The organism is Achromobacter sp. (assembly GCF_032102605.1).
Taxonomy (GTDB): domain Bacteria; phylum Pseudomonadota; class Gammaproteobacteria; order Burkholderiales; family Burkholderiaceae_B; genus Achromobacter.
On record NZ_DAMDGT010000007.1, the window covers coordinates 81,506 to 101,896 of the forward strand.

General features: G+C 66.7%; 14 protein-coding genes and 2 riboswitches. Of the genes, 3 read left to right on the top strand and 11 right to left on the bottom strand.

Annotation, left to right across the window (positions count from 1 at the left end):
- Positions 1–106: 106 nt before the first annotated feature.
- Positions 107–2,059 carry a DUF945 family protein gene (locus RT614_RS17000; RefSeq protein WP_313623301.1) on the top strand — a complete coding sequence of 651 codons (1,953 nt, stop codon included), beginning with the start codon at positions 107–109 and terminating at the stop codon, positions 2,057–2,059.
- Positions 2,060–2,191: 132 nt separating this feature from the next.
- On the opposite strand, the gene gcvP is transcribed toward RT614_RS17000, so the two are convergent.
- From gcvP to RT614_RS17040, 8 genes are all read right to left on the bottom strand, one after another.
- Positions 2,192–5,065: an aminomethyl-transferring glycine dehydrogenase gene (gene gcvP, locus RT614_RS17005; RefSeq protein WP_313623302.1), complete on the bottom strand. Its 2,874-nt coding sequence runs from the start codon at positions 5,063–5,065 to the stop codon at positions 2,192–2,194.
- 101 nt (positions 5,066–5,166) lie between these two features.
- Complete coding sequence (gcvH, locus tag RT614_RS17010) at positions 5,167–5,544, bottom strand: glycine cleavage system protein GcvH (RefSeq protein ID WP_056325238.1); 378 nt, start codon at positions 5,542–5,544, stop codon at positions 5,167–5,169.
- Positions 5,545–5,642: 98 nt separating this feature from the next.
- Positions 5,643–6,743 carry a glycine cleavage system aminomethyltransferase GcvT gene (gene gcvT / locus RT614_RS17015; protein ID WP_313623303.1) on the bottom strand — a complete coding sequence of 367 codons (1,101 nt, stop codon included), beginning with the start codon at positions 6,741–6,743 and terminating at the stop codon, positions 5,643–5,645.
- 85 nt (positions 6,744–6,828) lie between these two features.
- Positions 6,829–6,951, bottom strand: a riboswitch (glycine riboswitch).
- Between the two features lie 44 nt (positions 6,952–6,995).
- Positions 6,996–7,095: riboswitch (glycine riboswitch) on the bottom strand.
- Between the two features lie 49 nt (positions 7,096–7,144).
- A complete protein-coding gene (locus RT614_RS17020; RefSeq protein WP_313623304.1) occupies positions 7,145–8,038 on the bottom strand; it encodes a ZIP family metal transporter in 894 nt (297 codons plus the stop codon).
- A 30-nt stretch (positions 8,039–8,068) separates the two neighbouring features.
- Positions 8,069–8,683: a superoxide dismutase gene (locus RT614_RS17025; protein ID WP_313623305.1), complete on the bottom strand. Its 615-nt coding sequence runs from the start codon at positions 8,681–8,683 to the stop codon at positions 8,069–8,071.
- 228 nt (positions 8,684–8,911) lie between these two features.
- Positions 8,912–10,114: an NAD(P)/FAD-dependent oxidoreductase gene (locus tag RT614_RS17030; protein ID WP_313623306.1), complete on the bottom strand. Its 1,203-nt coding sequence runs from the start codon at positions 10,112–10,114 to the stop codon at positions 8,912–8,914.
- Between the two features lie 23 nt (positions 10,115–10,137).
- Positions 10,138–12,399, bottom strand: coding sequence for an arginine/lysine/ornithine decarboxylase (locus tag RT614_RS17035; protein ID WP_313623307.1), 2,262 nt, complete (start codon positions 12,397–12,399; stop codon positions 10,138–10,140).
- A 222-nt stretch (positions 12,400–12,621) separates the two neighbouring features.
- Positions 12,622–13,074, bottom strand: a complete 453-nt coding sequence (locus RT614_RS17040) for a hypothetical protein (protein ID WP_313623308.1) — start codon at positions 13,072–13,074, stop codon at positions 12,622–12,624.
- 130 nt (positions 13,075–13,204) lie between these two features.
- On the opposite strand from RT614_RS17040, the gene RT614_RS17045 reads away from it, so the two are divergent.
- Positions 13,205–13,699, top strand: coding sequence for an N-acetyltransferase family protein (locus tag RT614_RS17045; protein ID WP_409558487.1), 495 nt, complete (start codon positions 13,205–13,207; stop codon positions 13,697–13,699).
- Between the two features lie 11 nt (positions 13,700–13,710).
- Here the strand turns inward: RT614_RS17045 and RT614_RS17050 are convergent, their stop codons facing one another.
- Complete coding sequence (locus RT614_RS17050) at positions 13,711–14,949, bottom strand: GGDEF domain-containing protein (RefSeq protein WP_313623310.1); 1,239 nt, start codon at positions 14,947–14,949, stop codon at positions 13,711–13,713.
- 161 nt (positions 14,950–15,110) lie between these two features.
- Here RT614_RS17050 and RT614_RS17055 point away from each other — a divergent pair, with 161 nt between their 5' ends.
- Positions 15,111–15,974, top strand: a complete 864-nt coding sequence (locus RT614_RS17055; protein WP_313623311.1) for a GNAT family N-acetyltransferase — start codon at positions 15,111–15,113, stop codon at positions 15,972–15,974.
- A gap of 4 nt (positions 15,975–15,978) precedes the next feature.
- On the opposite strand, the gene dcd is transcribed toward RT614_RS17055, so the two are convergent.
- Together dcd and RT614_RS17065 are read right to left on the bottom strand one after the other, a co-directional pair.
- The gene (gene dcd, locus RT614_RS17060) at positions 15,979–16,542 is read right to left on the bottom strand and encodes a dCTP deaminase (protein ID WP_076516843.1); all 564 of its coding nucleotides are present in this window, start codon (positions 16,540–16,542) and stop codon (positions 15,979–15,981) included.
- A 108-nt stretch (positions 16,543–16,650) separates the two neighbouring features.
- Positions 16,651–20,355 (bottom strand): translocation/assembly module TamB domain-containing protein, encoded by a 3,705-nt coding sequence (locus RT614_RS17065; RefSeq protein WP_409558490.1) that lies wholly within the window; start codon positions 20,353–20,355, stop codon positions 16,651–16,653.
- Positions 20,356–20,391 lie beyond the last annotated feature (36 nt).

Here is a 20,391-nt window from a genome sequence, read left to right on the forward strand (position 1 = left end):
CCGATGAATACGCGTATCCCGAAGGCGCGCCCTCCAAGCGGGGCGCGGCGGCGCAATCAGCCGCTTTGCCGGATATGACTCGACAATCAACGATATAAGCAGAGCGATGAAAAAGAGCGTAGCGATCACCCTGGGCGTGGTCATAGTGGGAGCGGGAAGCTGGGTAGGCGCCTCGTGGTACACCGGCAAGCGCATCGAGGAAAGCTCGCAGCGCCATCTGGCCGAAGCCAATGAAAAACTGGCAAAGCTCACCCCGTTGTTCGGTCTGCGCATCGATCAGCTCAAGTACGAACGCAGCCTGTTTTCCACCCAGGCGCGCTACGGCGTGTCGCTCATCAAGAACGACAAGGGCCTGGATGACCTGCCCGCCGGCATGATCGAATTCGACGCCAACGTCGAGCACGGCCCCTTCCCCAAGAGCGCACTGGCGCGCGGCGCCATCGCGCCCAAGCTGGCCTTCGTCCATGCCGAACTCGCCAAGACCGACAACGTCAAGCCGCTGTTTGAACTGACCAAGGACGTTGCGCCCCTGGTCAGCGACGCCATCATCAGCTACAACGGCGCCGCCTCGACGACGGCCAGGATCGCGCCCGTCACCACCACGCATGACGGCACGTCGGTGAAGTTCAGCGGCATGCAGATCAACGGCACGTTCGACCGCGACACGCAGGCCGTCACCGCGCACAGCATGATGGAAGAACTGTGGGTGGACGTCAGCAAGGGCGATCCGGTCCAGCTCACGCTGGCCGGCATGGCGATCGATCTCGACAGCCGCATGGGCAAATTCGGCATCTCGATGGGCGATTCGGATGTGAAGATCAAGCGCATCGACGTCGTGCGTCCGGACGACAAGATGAAGGCATCGCTGGACAACTTCGCCTATGGCGTCAAGCTGTCCGAAGACGACAAGTCGATCAATGTGCAGGCGTCCTACCAGACCGGCGACATCACGGTGAACGACGTGGCGCTGGGCAACGGCCAGGCCGTGATCAAGCTGGCCAACCTCGACGGCCCGGCCGTCAAGCAGCTGTCCGACACCTACAACCAGCTCGCTCGCCAGTACATGCTGGGCGCCAGCGACGAAGGCCTGAAGGACGAACAGTTCGACCTGATGCTGGACAACGCCGGCAAGCTGCTGGCGGGCAATCCGTCGTTCAGCATCGATCCGATCAGCTGGAAGACCGCCAAGGGCGAAAGCAAGATCACGTTCTCGCTGGACCTGGCCAACCCGGCCAACGCCAAGGACCTGACGCCGCAGGAAATCGCGGTCCAGGCCATCAAGAAGATCGATGCGTCGCTGGTCGTCTCCAAGCCCATGATCCAGGACCTGATGGTGCAATACGCCATAAAGAAGGAAGGCAAGGCCCCGGACCAGGCGGCAGCGGAAGCCGACGAGCAGATCCGCCAGATGTCCGGCATGGCCGAGATGCTCAACGTGGGCAAGAACGACGGCGACAACATCGTCGGCAAGTTCACCTTCGCCAACGGCGAGGGTGACCTGAACGGCCAGAAGATTCCGGCGGAACAGATTTTCAGCGGTCTGCTGGGCGCTTCCGGCCTGGACTCCATGGACGACGAGGACGAACTGTCCGGCGCCAGCATGGACGATGAAGAGCCCGCCGCCAATGCGGTTCCCGCCGAAGGCATCCTGCAGGACTTCAACCTGGAATCCGTGGCCAGCATGCTCGAGGACATGGGCTACACCATCACCCGGACCGACGGCACCGACGGCCCCGTGCTGGTCCTGAATCCGGGCACCACCGGCGCCAGCGACCTGCGCCTGGAGTTCCTGTGCAACGACTTCACGGAAAAGTGCCTGGACCTGGTCGCGACCGCCACGTACGCCACCAAGAAGCCGATGACGCTCAAGGCCATCAACGCCTGGAACCAGGAATACCGCTGGAGCCGCGCCTATCTGGACGACAAGAACCAGGCCGTGCTGCAGATGGACATGAACGCCGAAGGCGGACTCGGCAAGGACAACCTGCAGATCCTGCTCAATACGTTCATCAGCATCGCCGAAGACTTCGGCGCCGCCGCCAAGGCGCCCGCCAAGTAATGCCATGCCGGCCTTGTGCCGGCATCAGCAAAAAGCCCCCGCCTGGACAGGTCGGGGGCTTTATTTTCGCCCTGATCGCTCGGCGATCGGGCGATGGCGTCCGGCGGTTGCCGGACGCGCGTTCGAGGGGCGTTACGCGTACGCTTCGATCGGCAGGCAGGCGCAGACCAGGTTGCGATCGCCGTAGGCGTTGTCCACACGGGCGACCGGCGGCCAGTACTTGGCGTCGCGCAAGGAAGCCACCGGGTAGGCGGCCTGCTGGCGCGGGTAGTCGTGCAGCCATTCCTCGGCCAGCAGCATCTGCGCGGTGTGAGGCGCGTTCTTCAGGACGTTGTCCTCGCGATCGCGCTCACCGCGCTCGACCTGGGCGATTTCCTCGCGGATCGAGATCATGGCGTCGATGAAGCGGTCGAGTTCGGCCACGCCTTCGGATTCGGTGGGCTCGACCATCAGCGTGCCCGCGACGGGGAAGCTCATGGTGGGCGCATGGAAGCCGTAGTCCATCAGGCGCTTGGCGATGTCTTCGGCGCTGATGCCGCTGGTGTCCTTCAGCGGACGCACGTCCAGGATGCACTCGTGCGCAACGCGGCCATTGCGGCCCGCGTACAGGACCGGATAGTGGTCGCGCAGCCGCGTGGCGATGTAGTTGGCGTTGAGGATGGCGACTTCGGTGGCGCGGCGCAGGCCGTCGGCGCCCATCAGCGCGATATACACGAACGGGATCGGCAGGATGCCTGCGGAACCGAACGGCGCCGCCGACACCGGACCGACCTTGGTGTCGCCGGGCAGCTTGCCCTGCTCGTTGACCACGCCAGGCAGGTACGGCGCCAGGTGCGCGCGCACAGCCACGGGGCCCACGCCCGGTCCGCCGCCGCCGTGCGGAATGCAGAAGGTCTTGTGCAGGTTCAGGTGCGACACGTCCGACCCGAACTTGCCGGGCTGGGCAACGCCGACCATCGCGTTCATGTTGGCGCCGTCCAGGTAGACCTGGCCGCCGGCCTGGTGGACCAGGTCGCAGATTTCGGTCACGGCTTCTTCGAACACGCCGTGGGTCGACGGGTAGGTGATCATCAGCGCGGCCAGCTTGTCGCCGACCTGCTCGATCTTGGCGCGCAGGTCCGGCAGGTCCACGTTGCCGTTGGCGTCGGACGCCACCACCACCACGTCCATGCCGGCCAGTTGGGCCGAGGCAGGGTTGGTGCCGTGGGCGGACGACGGGATCAGGCAGATGTTGCGCTGATGCTGGCCGTTGGCCTGGTGGTAGCCGCGGATGGCCAGGAGGCCGGCGTATTCACCCTGCGCGCCCGAGTTGGGTTGCAGGCTGATGTTGTCGTAGCCGGTGATTTCGCACAGCGCGGCCGACAGGCGGTCGATGAGTTCGTTGTAGCCCTGGCTTTGCGACGCGGGCGCGAACGGATGGATCAGCGCGAACTCGGGCCAGGTGATCGGGATCATCTCGGCCGTGGCGTTCAGCTTCATCGTGCACGAACCCAGCGGGATCATCGTGCGGTCCAGCGCCAGGTCCTTGTCGGCCAGCTTGCGCAGGTAGCGCAGCATGTCGGTTTCGGATTGCACGCTGGAGAAGACGGGGTGCGACAGGATCGCGCCTTCGCGGGCGACCGACGCGGGAATGCCGCCTGCGGCCGCCGCGTCCAGCGCGTCGATGTCCAGTTCGACGTCATCGCGTTCCAGGCCGGCGGCAAACACGTTGACCAGCGCCTGCAGGTCGGCCGTGGTGACGGTTTCGTCGAGCGACACCGCCAGGCGCGCGCCGTCGACACGGCGCAGGTTGATGTGCTCGCATTCGGCGGCAGTCAGGATCGCGGGCGTCGCAGCGCCGGTTTCCAGCAACAGCGTGTCGAAGAACGTATCGTTGGCAACCTTGATGCCCAGCTTGATCAGTTCGGCGCGCAGGATGGCGGTGCTGCGCTGCACGCGCTGGGCGATGCGGCGGATGCCGGCGGGGCCGTGCCACACGGCGTACATGCCGGCCATCACGGCCAGCAGCACCTGGGCGGTGCAGATGTTGGAAGTGGCCTTCTCGCGGCGGATGTGCTGTTCGCGCGTTTGCAGCGCCAGGCGCATCGCCGGGTTGCCCTGCGCGTCCTTGGACACGCCAACCAGGCGGCCGGGCATGTTGCGCTTGAAGGCGTCCTTGCAGGCCATGAAGCCCGCGTGCGGGCCGCCAAAGCCGAACGGCACGCCGAAGCGCTGGGCCGAACCGATGGCGATATCGGCGCCCCATTCGCCCGGTGCGGCCAGCAGGGCCAGCGCCAGCAGGTCGGTCGCGCACGCGACCACGGCGCCTTGCGCGTGGGCGGCTTCGGCCAGCTTGCGGTAGTCGGAAACGGAACCGGTGCTGTGCGGGTACTGCAGTAGCACGCCGAAGCACTCGGGCAGGCCTTCGGCTTCGTCGCCCACGCGGATCTCGATGTCCAGGCCTTCGGCGCGCGTGCGCACGACTTCGATGGTCTGCGGATGAACGTGGCGCGAGATGAAGAACACCGGGCTTTTGGACTTGGCGCCGCGGCGGGCGAGCGTCATGGCTTCGGCGGCGGCGGTGCTTTCGTCAAGCAGCGAGGCGTTGGAGATATCCAGGCCGGTCAGGTCGGCGACCATGGTCTGGTAGTTCAGCAGGGCTTCCAGGCGGCCCTGCGAGATTTCCGGCTGGTAGGGCGTGTAGGCCGTGTACCAGGCGGGATTCTCAAGAATGTTGCGCAACACCACGTTGGGCGTCTGCGTGCCGTAGTACCCCTGCCCGATGTAGTTGCGGAAGACCTTGTTGCGGCCCGCGATCTGCTTCAGTTCGGCCAGCACGTCGTCTTCGCTGCGCGAAGGCGGCAGCGCCAGCGGCGCCTGGCTGCGGATCTTGGGAGGCACGACTTCTTCGATCAGGGCGTCCAGGCTGGCGCTGCCGATCACGGCAAGCATGGCGGCCTGGTCGGCGTCGGAAGGGCCGATATGGCGGGGAATGAAGTCGGTGTGGGTGTCTAGGGCGCGCGACATGGGGATATCTCGGGGTAGCGTGTGCCGTCGGGTGACGGACGGTATTGCGTCTTGCGTGACGGGCGAGGCGCCTGCGGGGCCGCGCCCGTCACGAAAATGGCTTAGCCGTTGGCGACGGCTTCGTAGCCGGCGGCGTCCAGCAGCTTGTCGGCGTCGGCCGCATTGTCCGGCTTGATCTTGAAGATCCAGGCGGTGAAGGCCGATTCGTTGATCAGATTGGGGTTGCTTTCCAGCTCTTCGTTGAAAGCGACGATTTCGCCGGACACGGGCGCGTAGATGTCCGAAGCGGCCTTGACCGACTCGACCACGCCGGCGGTTTCACCCGCGTTCAGCTTGGCGCCGACGTTCACGTCGCCAACGAAAACCAGATCGCCCAGCTGATCCTGGGCGGTGTCGGTGATGCCGACGACGAACACGTCGCCTTCGGCTTTGACCCATTCATGGGACTCGGTGTACTTGCGATCGGTGGGCAGACTCATGGGAACTCCTGAGGGAATGCGGGTAGATGAATGGTGTTGCGCGCCTCGCGCGAAAGCCGTCGCCCATGCCGGGCCGGCGCTCGCGCGAAGCTTCAAGTTTACGAGTGTTCGACGGCTTTGCCGTTACGGACGAAGGGCAGCTTGCACGCCACTGCGGGCACCCATTTGCCGCGGATGTCGACCTCGACCGTGTCGCCCGGGTTCACGCCCTGGGGCAGACGGGCGAAGCCGATGGACACGCCCAGCGTGGGCGACATGGTGCCGCTGGTGAGCTCGCCCTGGCCTTGCGGCGTGCGCACCGTCATGTGCGCGCGCATCACGCCGCGGTCCTGCAGTTTCAGGCCGATGAAGGTGGCGGGCTTGGCGAATTGCTCGAGCGCGTCGCGGCCGATGAAACGGCGCTCGGCGTTCTTCAGGGACACCGTCCAGGTCAGGCCGGCTTCGCCGGGCTGGGTCAGTTCGTCCATGTCCTGGCCGTAGAGATTCATGCCGGCTTCCAGGCGCAGCGTATCGCGCGCGCCCAGACCCGCCGGACGCACACCCTGGGCGGCCAGGTCGCGCCACAGCTGCACGATTTCAGCGGCGGGCAGCACGATTTCGAAGCCGTCTTCGCCGGTGTAGCCCGTGCGGGCCACCAGCGTGTCATCGCCCACGCGGGCGGCGACGAAGGGAGTCAGGGGTTCAGTGGCGGCCTGCCAGGCGGGGCGCGCGGCCCAGACCTTGGCGCGGGCGTTGGGGCCCTGGACGGCGACCATGGCCAGGTCGCGGCGCGGCGTGATCGCCACGTCAAACGCGCCAGCCTGCTTCACGCGCTGCATCCAGGCCACGTCCTTGTCGGCCGTGCCGGCATTGACGACCACGCGCCATTCGTCGGCAGCGAAGTAATAGACGATCAGGTCGTCGATGACGCCGCCTTGCGGGTTCAGCATGCAGCTATAGAGCGCCTTGCCCGGCACCGTCAACTTGGCTACGTCGTTGGCGACCAGGCGCTGCAGGAATGCGAAGGCATCGGGTCCGATGACATCGACGTTCAGCATGTGCGACACGTCGAACATGCCGGCGTCCTGGCGCACGGCATGGTGCTCTTCGAGCTGCGAGCCATACGCAAGCGGCATGTCCCAGCCGCCGAAATCGACCATTCGGGCGCCGGCGGAGATGTGTTCTTCGGCCAACGGGGTGCGTTTGAGGGGTGCGGACATGCGGGGAACTCCGGGACGGCTGTGATGCCAGGGTTACGGAACGCCGTCGAATGCGGACGGCTGGCGTCCGCGCAACGGCTGAATCTTCCGCCCCTCTGTCCTTTTGCCTGAGAGTTGCCCCGCGTGGCGGGTTTGCACCTTCGGCGCCTGGGCTGCTCGCTATGTCCCTAGTTCAGGGGCGGCGCCAGGTCTCTCCAGAGTACTGTTTTGCCGCGTCCGCACGCCCGAAAGGGCGAAAAAAGCGGGACGGGACAAGCATGTGCGGTATCGGTTACCTGAGCGATTCTGGGCGAATTGCGCCTTCGGCGGCGGCCGGTTTTTGCTTGCGGCCGCTCTCTCCCGCAACATGCGTGACAGCGGCGAAAGCATACAACGAAAGCCCGGAGTAAGCCTAGGGCTTCTTAACCCAGCGCCGTATCCAGCAGCATCATCAGAACGAACCCCAACATCAAGCCGCAGGTGGCGTAGACCTCGTGCCCCTTGCGGTGCGATTCCGGGATGATTTCATGGCTGATGACGAACAGCATGGCGCCAGCGGCGAACCCCAGCCCCCAAGGCAGCATCGGCGCAGACCAGCCGACGATGGCGGCGCCCAGCACCGCGCCCACGGGTTCGATCAGCCCCGACAGCATGCCCAGCGCCACGGCGAAGGTGCGCTGGTAGCCGGCGGCCAGCAAAGCCACCGCCACCACCAGCCCCTCAGGGATGTCCTGGATCGCGATGCCGGTCGCCAGCGCCGTGCCGCGCACAGGGTCGCCGCCCGCGTAGCCCACCCCGATCGCCAGGCCTTCGGGAAAGTTGTGCAGCATGATCGCAAACACGAACAGCCAGGTGCGGCGCAGGCGGTGCGCCTCCATGCCTTCCCTGCCCTTGATGAAATGCTCGTGGGGCAAAACGCGATCCATCAGCAGCAGCACGCCCGCCCCCAGCAGCACGGCGGCGCCGACGGTCAGGCCCGCGCCCCAGGGCCCATAGCCCAGGTCCTTGCCCGCGGCGATGCCGGGCGCCACCAGCGAAAAGGCGCTGGCGGCCAGCATGACGCCGGCGCCGAAGCCGAACATGCTGTCCTGCGCCTTCTGGGGAATGGTGCGGGCGAACAGGATGGGCAGCGTGCCCAACGCGGTCGCACCAGCGGCAACCAGGCCGCCCAGCAAGGCGTCGGCCACGTGAGGCGCCCGGACGTCCAGATAGACCCAGAGCTGGTGCATGGCCAGGCAGACCACCATGACGGTCAGCGTCCAGACGCTGATGCTGGTGGCGGCGGGCCGCACGCGATGACGGCTGAAGGTGTTCATATGCCGCTGCGCTCCTTGCGAGAGAGGCGCTCAGCCCTTTGCCGCGGCGTAGCGGCGCGCTACCTCGGGCCAGTTGACCACGTTGTAGAAAGCGCCGATGTATTCCGGCCGGCGATTCTGGTACTTCAGATAATAAGCGTGTTCCCAGACGTCCAGGCCCAGGATCGGCGTATTGCCCTGCATCAGCGGGCTGTCCTGGTTGGCGCTGCTTTCGACCGCCAGCTTACCGCCCGGCGTCACGCTCAACCATGCCCAGCCGCTGCCAAAGCGCGTCAGCGCCGCTTTGGTGAAGGCTTCCTGGAAGGCGGCCAGCCCGCCCAGTTCTGATTCGATGGCTGCCGCCAGCGCGCCGTCCGGCTTGCCACCGCCCTGCGGCGACATGACGGACCAGAACAGGCTGTGGTTGGCGTGGCCGCCCCCATGGTTGCGGACGGCGCCGCGCACCGCCTCAGGCAACTGCTCCAGCCGCCCCACCAGGGCTTCGACGGGCTCGTCCGTCGTGATGCCGGCGCCTTCAAGGGCCGCGTTCAGACTGTTCACGTACGTCTGGTGATGCTTGCTGTAGTGGATCTCCATCGTCATCGCGTCGATGTGCGGCTCCAGCGCATCGTAGGCATACGGCAGGGGCGGAAGGGTGTAGGCCATGCAAGTCTCCGGCTGATCCGTCCCTGGGATGGACGGCTTTGATAAAGATCAAAACATAAATGATATGTATTTTTATTTGATATCACAATGCCGGTTTGAGGGAATCTTGCTTTAGTGCTGGTTTGGCCCCAATCGGGGTGCGTCGGCGGGTGAGGTGCGACGCGGCTTTCCAGTTCAGCGCCCGGCAGGCCCCCCATGGCCCGCCGCGGACGGCGCGCCTGCAGCTGCCTAGAGCGCCTGACCGCAGGCCACGCCGGAGGCCCAGGCCCATTGGAAGTTGTAGCCGCCCAGCCAGCCGGTAACGTCCACGGCCTCACCAATGAAGTAAATGCCCGGCGCCGCCTTGGCCTGCATGGACTTCTGGTCCAGGCCTCGCGTGTCAACGCCGCCCCGCATCACTTCGGCTTTCTTGTAGCCCGCCGTGCCGCTGGGGACGAGCGACCATTGATGGATGTCTTGCGCGAGCGCGCGCAGCGTCTTGTCCGGCGCATCCGCCAGCCGCAACGCCGCCAGTCCCGGCTTGCCGTCCTGCTCGGCCAGATGCAGCCATCGGTCGGCCAGGCGTTTGGGCCATAGGCCGGCCAGCACGGTGTGCAACTGCTGGCGGTTACCGGATTTGGACGACAGCAGTTCCTGCGCCAGGTCGCGCCCCGGCGCCAGATCGATCACGATGGGTTCGCCGGGCTTCCAGTAGCTGGATATCTGCAAGATTGCCGGACCGGAGAGCCCGCGGTGCGTGAACAGCAGGTCTTCGAGGAACTCGCCGCGCGTCTTGCCCTGCCCCGTTTGCAGGTTGACCTCCAGCGCCACGCCGGACAGCTCGGACAGCGCCTGCCATTGTGCGGGGTCGAACGTCAGGGGCACGAGGGCCGGCCTGGGCTCGACGACCTTCAGGCCGAACTGGCGGGCGATCTTCAAACCGAAGTCGGTTGCGCCAAGCTGCGGAATCGCCATGCCGCCGGTCGCCACGACCAGCTTGGCGGCGCGGATCGGCCCCTGGCTGGTGCGCAGCTCGAAGCCTTGTTCGCCGTGCGCGATCTCGGCCACCGAGCAGCCCATGCGCCATTGCACGTTACCAGCGCCGCATTCGGCGCGCAGCATGTCGATGATGGATTCGCTGGAGTCGTCGCAGAACAACTGGCCGCGGTGCTTCTCGTGCCAGGCGATGCGGTGACGCTTGAGCAGGGACAGGAAGTCCTGCGGCGTGTACGCCGACAGCGCAGACCGGCAGAAGTGTGGATTTTCAGAAAGGAAATTGGCGGGTCCGGCCCCGATGTTCGTGAAGTTGCAGCGGCCGCCGCCCGAAATGCGGATTTTCTCGGCCAGGCGCTGCGCGTGGTCGACCAGCACCACGCGCAAGCCGCGCTGGCCGGCGACCGCCGCGCACATCATTCCTGCGGCGCCGGCGCCGAGTACGGCTACATCGAACATCAAGACTCCAGACCCGCCCGCGCTCAATCTTCGATCAGGCAATCGACGTAGTAGCGCTTTTCGCCGTCCGGACCCACTTCGTCGGCCAGGCCGTGAATGTAGGTTTCGAAGCCGGGGAAGCGTTCGTTGAACTCGCGCGCGAACTGCAGGTATTGCACGATGGTGCGGTTGAAGCGTTCGCCCGGGATCAGCAGCGGAATGCCCGGGGGATACGGCGTCAGCAGCACGCCGGTGACACGGCCTTCGAGCTTGTCGATGTCGACGCGCTCGACCTCGCGGTGGGCCATGCGCGCAAACGCGTCGGACGGCTTGAGCGCGGGGACCATGTCGCTGAGGTACATCTCGGTGGTCAGGCGGGCCACGTCGCGCTCGCGGTAGGCTTCATGGATCTGCTGGCAGAGGTCGCGCAGGCCCATGCGCTCGTAGCGGCGATGGTCGCGGCAGAACTCAGGCAGGATGCGCCACAGCGGCTGGTTGCGGTCGTAGTCGTCCTTGAACTGCTGCAGGGCGGTCAAGAGCGTGTTCCAGCGGCCCTTGGTGATGCCGATGGTGAACAGGATGAAGAACGAGTACAGGCCGGTCTTCTCGACCACCACGCCGTGCTCGGTCAGGTACTTGGACACCAGCGCGGCGGGGATGCCGGTTTCGCCGAAGCTGCCCGACATGTCCAGCCCCGGCGTGATGACCGTGGCCTTGATCGGATCCAGCATGTTGAAGCCTTCGGCCATCTCGCCGAAGCCGTGCCAGTGGTCGTTGGCTTCCAGGATCCATTCGTCGCGGTTGCCGATGCCTTCGGACACCAGGCGGTTCGGGCCCCAGACCTTGAACCACCAGTCGTTCTTGCCGAACTCGGACTCCACCTTGCGCATCGCGCGGCGGAAATCCAGGGCTTCGCGGATGCTTTCCTCGACCAGGGCGGTGCCTCCGGGCGGTTCCATCATGGCGGCGGCCACGTCGCACGACGCGATGATCGCGTACTGCGGCGACGTCGACGTGTGCATCAGGTACGCCTCGTTGAAGACGTTGCGGTCCAGCTTGCGGGTCTCGGACTCCTGCACGATGATCTGCGAGGCCTGCGAGATGCCGGCCAGCAGCTTGTGCGTGGAGTGCGTGGCGAACACCATGGCATCCTGGCTGCGCGGGCGATCCTGCCCGATGGCGTGCATGTCCTGGTAGAACTCGTGGAACGAGGCGTGCGGCAGCCAGGCTTCGTCGAAGTGCAGCGTGTCGACATAGCTGCCGAGCTGCTTCTTGATCATTTCGACGTTGTAGATCACGCCGTCGTACGTGCTTTGCGTCAGCGTCAGGATGCGCGGATTCTTGTTCACCGCTTCGCGCGCGAAGGGGTTGGCTTCGATCTTGCGGCGAATGTTGTCCGGATGGAATTCTTCCAGCGGGATCGGCCCGATGATGCCCAGGTGGTTGCGCGTGGGGCGCAGGAACACCGGGATCGCGCCCGTCATCGTGATGGCGTGCAGGATCGATTTATGACAGTTGCGGTCCACGACCACGACGTCGCCGGCGGCGACGTTGGCGTGCCAAACGACCTTGTTGGACGTCGACGTGCCGTTGGTGACGAAGAAGCAGTGGTCCGCGTGGAAGATGCGCGCGGCGTTCAATTCGGATTCGGCGACCGGGCCGGTGTGGTCCAGCAGCTGGCCCAGTTCGTCCACGGCGTTGCAGACGTCGGCCCGCAGCATGTTTTCGCCGAAGAACTGGTGGAACATCTGCCCCACCGGGCTCTTCAGGAACGCGACGCCGCCCGAGTGCCCTGGGCAATGCCACGAGTACGAGCCGTCCTGCGCGTACTTCACCAGTTCGCGGAAGAACGGCGGCGGCAGGCTGTCGACGTAGCTGCGCGCTTCGCGGATGATGTGGCGCGCCACGAATTCGGGCGTGTCCTCGAACATGTGGATGAAGCCGTGCAGCTCGCGCAGGATGTCGTTCGGGATGTGTTCCGACGTGCGGGTCTCGCCGTACAGGTAGATGGGGATGTCGGCGTTGCGGAAGCGAAGCTCGCCGATGAAGGTGCGCAGGTTCTTGATCGCGCTGGCCACGTCCTCGGGCGAATCCACGTCGAACTCTTCATCGTCGATCGACAGGATGAACGCGCTTGCGCGGCTTTGCTGTTGCGCGAACGAGCTGAGGTCGCCGTAACTGGTTACCCCGATCACCTCGACGCCCTCGGCCTCGATTGCTGCAGACAAGGCACGGATACCCAAACCGGACGCGTTCTCGGAACGGTAGTCCTCGTCGATGATGAAGATAGGGAAGCGGAATTTCATGCAGGCGCTCCTGGGGGCAAGGCGTATCGGTCGCGTATCGCGGCGCGAATGAACTGCTGGTAAAAACCGTCGGATGACAGACGGCGCGAGCACCCGCCGGGCGGCGGGAATTGCGGAATTGTAGGGCTGTTTTTCTTACAGCCGTAAGGGAAACCCCCAGAAGCCGTCAGCGAGCGTTGTCCAGGCGCCAAAAACGGGGCCTGGACGGTGCTTCGGACCGGCCTAGCGGATGGTCCGGGCTTCGCCGGTCTGCAAGGCGTGGGTGAATTGCTCGAAGTAGGCGGGGATTGCCTCGGCGGGGCCGTAGCGGATGCGCCGTTCGACCTTGGCGATGGCGCCGAAGCAGACCTCGGCCCCGGGCTCTCCGCAGACCAGGACCACGGGGTCCTCGTCATCGCACACTTCGTACAAGCCGCCGTGAGCCCGCCTGCCGACCTCGTAGAGATAGGCGGCGGCGCCGACGGTCTGCATGGGTGTGAGAGGCAGCGTGCCCAGGTGGGCGGCCTCGAGCGCGTCATCGAGCGCGTGGACGCTGGACGGCGTGTAGTCCAGCACTGCGCCGGTGGAACCGGCGGCCTGCACAAAATCTTGCGCGGCATCCGCAACGCGCGCCACGAATTCTTCCTGCACTTCGTCGCGCGTAGCGTCCTGGTTTATCTTGAGGAAACCGAACATCCGTGGCCCCTTTTTGAAAACCGCAAGCGGCGTTGAAACCATTATAGGCAAGCCCTCCCGCCTATACTCCCCGAGCGTTCCCTATTCCCAACACTTTTCGCCCGCCATGTCCGAGCCTATCGTTCGACGTTTGTCCGCCTCCGATGCCGCGCCCCTGCGGCAATTGCGCCTGGACGCGCTGGTTGAAACGCCAGAGTCCTTCGGATCGAGTTACGAAGAGGAACACACGCTGACATTGGCGGACATCCAGGAATGGATCGTGCCCGCCAACGACGGCGCGATGTTCGGCGTGTTCACAGCGGACGCCCTGGCGGGCATGGTGGGCGTCGGGCGGCAGCGCAAGCTGAAGATGCGCCACAAGGCGCACGTCTGGAGCATGTACGTCGCACCGGCCCATCGGGGCCGCGGATTCGCCCGGCTGCTGATGCACGCGGCGATCGCGCACGCTCAGACCATGCGCGGCGTCCGTCAGGTGCAGCTGAGCGTGACCGCCAACAACACTGCGGCGGTGACGCTTTATGCCAGCCTGGGCTTTACCGTGTACGGCCACGAGCCCGAGGCGCTGTTCGTGAACGGGCAGCTTTACGACGAAGCGCTAATGGCTTTGCCGTTGGCCGGCAAGTAGTCGCCCGAAAGTCAGGCAGCCGCGCGACGCCGCGCGCCGTAGGCGCACACCTGGTTGCGGCCCCCGTCCTTGGCCTTGTAGAGCGCCTGGTCGGCCGCCTTGATCACGGCGTCCGGCGCGCGCAGCGCATCGCCGCGCTCGGCCACGCCGATGCTGACCGTCACGCGCAGCGGGCGGGCGCCGCGTCCGCCGCGGCCTCCACGCCGCCGCTGGCCGATCTGGTCGGCCTTGGGCCGCGCCGGCTTGTCGCGCAACCGCATCTGGTAGGCCTCGATGGCGCGCCGGACGGTTTCCAGGTGCGGCATGGCTTCAGCCGCGGTTTTGCCCGGAAACACCAGCGTGAATTCCTCGCCGCCGTACCGGTAGGCCTGGCCGCCGCCCGGCACGCGGCGCAATTGCGACGCCACCATGCGCAGAACCTGGTCGCCGACATCGTGGCCATGGGTATCGTTGAACGCCTTGAAATGGTCCACGTCGGCCATCGCCAGCGTGTAGACACGCCCCATGCGCTGCAGACGTTCGTTCAGCGCGCGGCGGCCCGGCAAGCCTGTGAGCTCGTCGCGGAACGCCATGTGGAAGCCTTCATGCGCCAGCGAAATGCACAGCGCCGTCAGCGACGCGGCGGACATCAGCGCCAGATCGCCGGGGTGGGCCGCCCCGCGCGGCAAGGCCCAGGCCATGCATACAAAACCGAGCCACTGGCCAGCCTGCTGCGGACGGCCATAGCGCAGCAACAGCAACGTCAGGGTCAATCCAGTGGCCAGCAGCGCGATGAGCGCCTCGGCCGGCACCCCCAGCCGCGCCAGCATGCCCTGCAGCGCGAACGTGCTGAAGACATCGCCCACGCCTTCCTTGCCCGCCAGCGCAATCGCTGCCACGCCGGCCGCCATCAGGCCGATGCGCAGCGCCACGTCGAGCAGCATGCTGGATCGTTCGGACCACAACGCGTTGATCGTATAAACGAGCGACCACCAGGCCAGCAGCGGCCCCATCGCCCACGGGGCCTCCCGCGCCAGCGTGGGCCACGCCGCCGTGATGGCAAGCACGCACAACATCAGCGCCATCGTCTGCGAGCGCTGGTACATGAGGCAGATTGCCGCGCCGATCACGGCCATCGCCCACGGCACGAACGGCACGATCAACGTCAGCGCCGGCGGCCAGTCCCGCCAGAACAGCAGCCCCACCGCCGCAGCCACCGGCAACGCGGGATAGAACAGGAGGGGCAACCAGGGGATATGGGGGTAACGCACGGATCAGGCCTTGCTCACGCTTGCAGAAATGACGTCGCCAAATCGGCAAACACATGTACTCTTTTTACGGACGCGGCATGGGGTTCTTTAGCGCCAGCCGCGTAACACCGGGCATCCCGCGCCCAGGACGCCCGCCCCTGGTCAGCCATCCGAAAAGTCCCATGCGCATACTGGTCAACATCGACGTACCCGATCTCGAACACGCCATCGCCTTCTACCAAAGCGCCTTCGTACTCACGCTGCATCGCCGCCTGGGCCCGACGGGCGCGGAAATGCTGGGGGCCGATGCGCCGATCTACCTGCTGGAAAAGGCGGCGGGCACACCGGCGGCCGGATCGGTGCGCCAGCCGCGTGACTATGGCCGGCACTGGACACCCGTGCACCTGGACGTGGTGGTGGAAGACGTGGATAGCGCGGTCGCCAAGGCGGTGGCCGCCGGCGCGCGGCTGGAAGGCCCGCCCGCCACCCATGCCTGGGGCCGGATCGCCCACCTGAGCGACCCCTACGGCCACGGCATCTGCATCCTGCAATTCCTGGGTCGCGGCTACGACGAGCTGGCCGAGGCAGAATCCGCCGACTCGGCGGGGCTGCGCCTGCAGCCCGCATCCGAAGCGGATTTCGAAGCGCTGCTTGCGCTGCGGATCGCGGCCATGCGCGACAGCCTGGAGCGGCTGGGACGGTTTGACCCCGCACGAGCGCGCGAGCGGCTGCGCAGCACCTTCCGGCCGGAATGCACCTGGTGCATCGAGCACGATGGGAAACGCGTTGGATTCTATGCCGTCAGGCCGGACGGCGACGGGCTGCGCCTGGATCATCTGTATGTGCTTCCCACGGCGCAGCGGCAGGGCCTGGGCGGCCAGGTATTGCGGCGGATCCTGCAGGAGGCAGATCGCCGCGGCCTGCCCGTGATGCTGGGCGCGCTGCGCGGCAGCGATTCGAACCGCTTCTATCGCCGGCACGGCTTCGTGCAGACCGGCGAAAGCGAATGGGACATCGAATACCAGCGGCCGGTGGCCGCTGGCTGAGGCCTCAGGTGCGCGGAAGCGTGACGCCGCGCTGGCCCTGGTACTTGCCGCCGCGGTCGCGATACGAGGTCTCGCAGACTTCGTCGCTTTCCAGGAACAGCATCTGGGCGCAGCCTTCGCCGGCGTAGATCTTGGCGGGCAGCGGCGTGGTGTTCGAGAATTCCAGCGTGACGTGGCCTTCCCATTCGGGTTCCAGCGGCGTGACGTTGACGATGATGCCGCAGCGCGCGTAGGTGCTCTTGCCCAGGCAGACCGTCAGGACGCTGCGGGGGATGCGGAAGTATTCCACCGTGCGCGCCAGCGCGAACGAGTTGGGCGGGATGATGCAGACGTCGCCCTTGAAGTCCACGAACGAGCCTTCGTCGAAATTCTTGGGATCGACGATGGTGGAGTTGATGTTGGTGAAGATCTTGAATTCGTCGGCGCAGCGCACGTCGTAGCCGTAGCTGCTGGTGCCGTAGCTGACGATGCGCCCGCCATTGGCCGTACGAACCTGCCCCGGTTCGAAGGGTTCGATCATGCCGGCGTCGGCCTGGCGGCGGATCCAGCGGTCGCTTTTGATGCTCATGGTGGGTGTGGTGCTAGGGAATGGAATGGACGCCATTTTATCCCGAGCGCGCCCGACCCGCCCCGGCCCGGGCGGGTCAGCCTTGTCCCGCCGCAAGCGGACTCGGGGTCAATTGCCGAAAAGCGTGCGGTAGACCAGCGAGATCCCGTTGACCGAGCCGCCCTTCAGATCGAGGGACAGGCCGCGCGCCAGGCGGTAGCTGGCCCGGCCGACCGTGTCGCTGCCCGACAGCGCCTGCTCGACGCTGAGCGTGATGCCATTGGCGAAGTTCTTGCTGGCCACCAGGAACTGGGTGGAGAGGTCGCTGTTGATGTCCCGGTTCACGTTGCCGGCCACCGTGCGGTCCGGCAGGATGCTGCCCGAGCTGCCCATGCTGCCCGTGCGCACCGCCACGTCGTCCAGGCCGAACTGCTTGAAGAACGGCTGTCCGCCGCCCAGCAAGGCGGTGCCGATCGACACCAGCAGGGCGGCGTCCCCGCCGCTTTCGTCCGGCCCCCGGCCCAGCAGCAGCCAGGACAGCTTTTCGACGTCGCTGACCTCGGGGTAGGAAACGAGGTCGATACGCGGCCGTTGCGCCGTCCCCACTACCCGCACGCCCGCCTCGACAATCTCGCCGGTGCGCAGGGCTTCGATGTCCAGGATGGGATTGTCCAGGCGCCCCTGGAAGGTCAGAGTGCCCCGGCTCAGGCGCAGCCGCTGGCCATAGGCCTCGATGCCGCCGCCGCGCGTGCGCAACTGCCCCCAACCGGTCAGACGCCCCTCGTTGAGCCGGATCTGGATGGAGCCCAGCAAACCGGCGTCCAGCCCCATGCCCGTGATATAGAAGCGCGGCCCCATGTCGAACTTGAGGTCCATGCTGGTCTGCAAGGGGGTCGACACGGTGGACGTGTCGTCGCCCGCGCGAATCACCCGGACGTCGTCGTCAAGCGACGGAACGCCCTGCAGGATCTCAAGACTGAACCAGCCCGCGTCGGCTCTCAGGTTGCCGACGATTTCCAGGCGCGGCATGGCCGCGCGGACATCGACGGTGCCGGACACCATGGCGTAGCGGTCCGACCGCTGCAAAGCCGGAAAGCGGAACAAGGTCAGGCGGATGCTGCCGCCGCCGTCCATGATGTTCCAGTCGCCCTTGGCCTCGGCGTACCCGCCCTTCGCCCCGGGGTCGTTCGTGATCCATTCCTTCGTGCGCCATTCCGCCGGCATCACGCGCAACGACGCGGGAAAGCGAAGGCTGTCCAGCAGCAGGCGCTGGCCGTCCAGGCGGGCGGACAGCGTGCCGTCGATCAGGCGCACACCATCGTCGATGCGCACCAGGCGGAGCTTTTCGCCCTGGATGGCGCCCGTGGCGCCCCACTGGCCGGCCAGCGTGCCCTGTACGTCGACATTGGCCTTCAGGGCGCCGCCGACTTCCATCGAGTCGCCGACGAACAGCCCCACCCAGGCCAGGTCGGCAATGTCTGCGTTGAGCCTGGCGCGCAGCGGCTGGCGGGAATCCAGCGCCATGCCGCCCTGGGCGTCCACGGCCAGCACCGCCGTGCCCGTGCCGTTGATCGAGCCCATCTTGTCGGTGGACAGATCAATCCGCGCATCCAGGCGGCTGGCGTTGGCCGACGTGGGCGTGGCGGTCACGTCCAGCGTCAGGGCCCTCAAGCCCAGCGGGATAGGCGGGTCGCCAGGAATCAGCAGATCGCCGGATCGGCGCGCGACCCGCGCCCTGCCGGCGAGGCGTCCGTCGAATTTCAGGTCCCACAGCAAATCCAGCGCTATCCGGCGCTGGCCTTCCGGAACCATTGCGTTCACCCGGCCGGGGTTGCGGCCCAGCTTCGCGGCGGCGTCGGGATCGACCGCGCCAACCAACTGGCGCGCCATGGCCGCTGTGATGACAAGGTTGTCCGCCTGCCCGGCGGTTTCCCAGCGCTTGCCGCCGCCGCGCGAAGCCTGATGCGCCACCGTCAGACGTTCCTTGCCCGGCAGGGTCAGGCTCAGCGCCGTCTGGCCAACCTGCCACTGCCATTGCGGCGCCAAGGCGGACGGCAGGAACGCCAGGGTGACCGGCCGGTCGGCCGATACCGCGAATCCGGCGGTGTCGGCGCTCAGACGGGAAAACGTGCCGCGCCAGCCCACCAGCGCCGCGTCGGGCTGGCCGGCCGGGCCCCTGCCCCACCCACCTGCGAACACGACGTTGGCCTGCGCCCGCGACTCGCCCAGGATCCCGGGGCGTGGTCGCGCCGGGGTATAGCTGGCGGTGATTTCACCGCGATGTGCCGCCACCGAACCGTCCAGCCGTGCCCTGACGTCCGCGCCGCCCGGCAGGTCCGGCCAGAAGGCGTCGAGTTGGGGCGCTTGCGCATCCAGCGTCAGCGCGCCGTTCGCCGCCCCGAGCTCGCCCGAAGCCCGGACTCGGTTGCGTCCGAGCCTCAGATCCACGTCCAGATCATGGATCCGAAAGCCCGCCAACGGATCGACCGCCGGGTCTGGCGCCGGAGCCGCCGGGGCCGTCCCGGCCGCGGCCGTTTCGGCGACGTCCACCTGGGCCTTCAACGCGCCGCTCAAGGGTTGCCGGTTCCAACGGCTGCCCTCTTCAAAACGCAGGTTGAATGCCGCGCGGCGAAGTTGGCTGAGGTTTTCGATATCGGCCTGCACGTCGGCGCGCACGGTCAGCAACGCGGGCGGAATGGCATTGCCCGCCCAGGGCGTCAGGTCCAGGCGCTGCGCATCAAGCGAGCCAACGATCCGGTCCCGCCCCGGCGCATCGCCGGCCTGCAGGTCAAACTGCGCCGCAAGCGTCGATTTGTCTGGCAACTGCGCCCGCGCCCGGGCGCTGCGCAACACCAGCGCAGTGCGGGGGGCCAGGTCGGCGACCACATCCAGCACCAGGTTCGAGCCCGTGCCGTCCAACTTGGCCTGGATGCCATCCAGCGATCCCGCGGCATCGGCGTGCAGCACGACCAGGCATGCCGGCGTGGGCGGGCCCATTGGCGCGGTCGCGGTTTCGGGCGGAGTCTGCGCGGGCTTGTCCTGCGTGGCGGGCGCGGTTGGCGCGGGTTTGCCTTTGGCTGGCGCGGACGCTGTTGGCTTGCCCTTTTGGGAGGCCGGCGCTGTCGGCTTGCCCTTGGCAGCGGCGGGCGCGTCGTCCGCCTTGGATCTGGTCTGCGCAGACCGCGGCTCGAACACGCCGCTCAGCCGGTCGGCCTGGCACAGCGGGGATTCGGGGCCCGACCCGCGCGCCGTCACATCCAGCCGCGCGGCAAAGGGCCAGGGATCGGCCATGCCCTGCAATTCGGCCTGGCCGCTCACGTCGGCCTGACCCACTTCGTGACCGACACGCAGGCTGGCGATCCGCAACTGCGCGCCCGGCTTGCCGGCGGCGAAAGTCGCGGAAAGGTCGTTCAGCGTAACCGGCAGGGGCTGGCCATCCTGAATGAACTGGAAGTCTCCCAACGCCAGTCGGTCCACGGCGATATCAACGGGCAACTCGGGCAGGCTGAACGGCTGGCCGTCGTCTTCGGCGGGCGGCTCGTCCGGCGACGAAGTCATGGCGACGCGCACGGATCCCGCGGACACGTTGCGCACATGCAGGAGCCTGTCGCCCAGCGCGCGCCACCGCACGACGAGATTGAGATCGCTGATATCGACGTGCGTGCCGCCGGTTTCCAGTTCCAGCCGGCCCACGGTCACGCCGCGCAGGATGGAGCCATTCACGTCCACCGCCTGGCCGTTCAATTGCTGCGCGGCAGTGGTCAGCAGCAGCCGCGTGCCGTTCTGCGAAGCCACTAGCCAGAACAGGAAGCCGGCCGCCAGCACGGCAAGCATCGCAAGCCCCGGCAGCCACCACACCAGCACGTGACG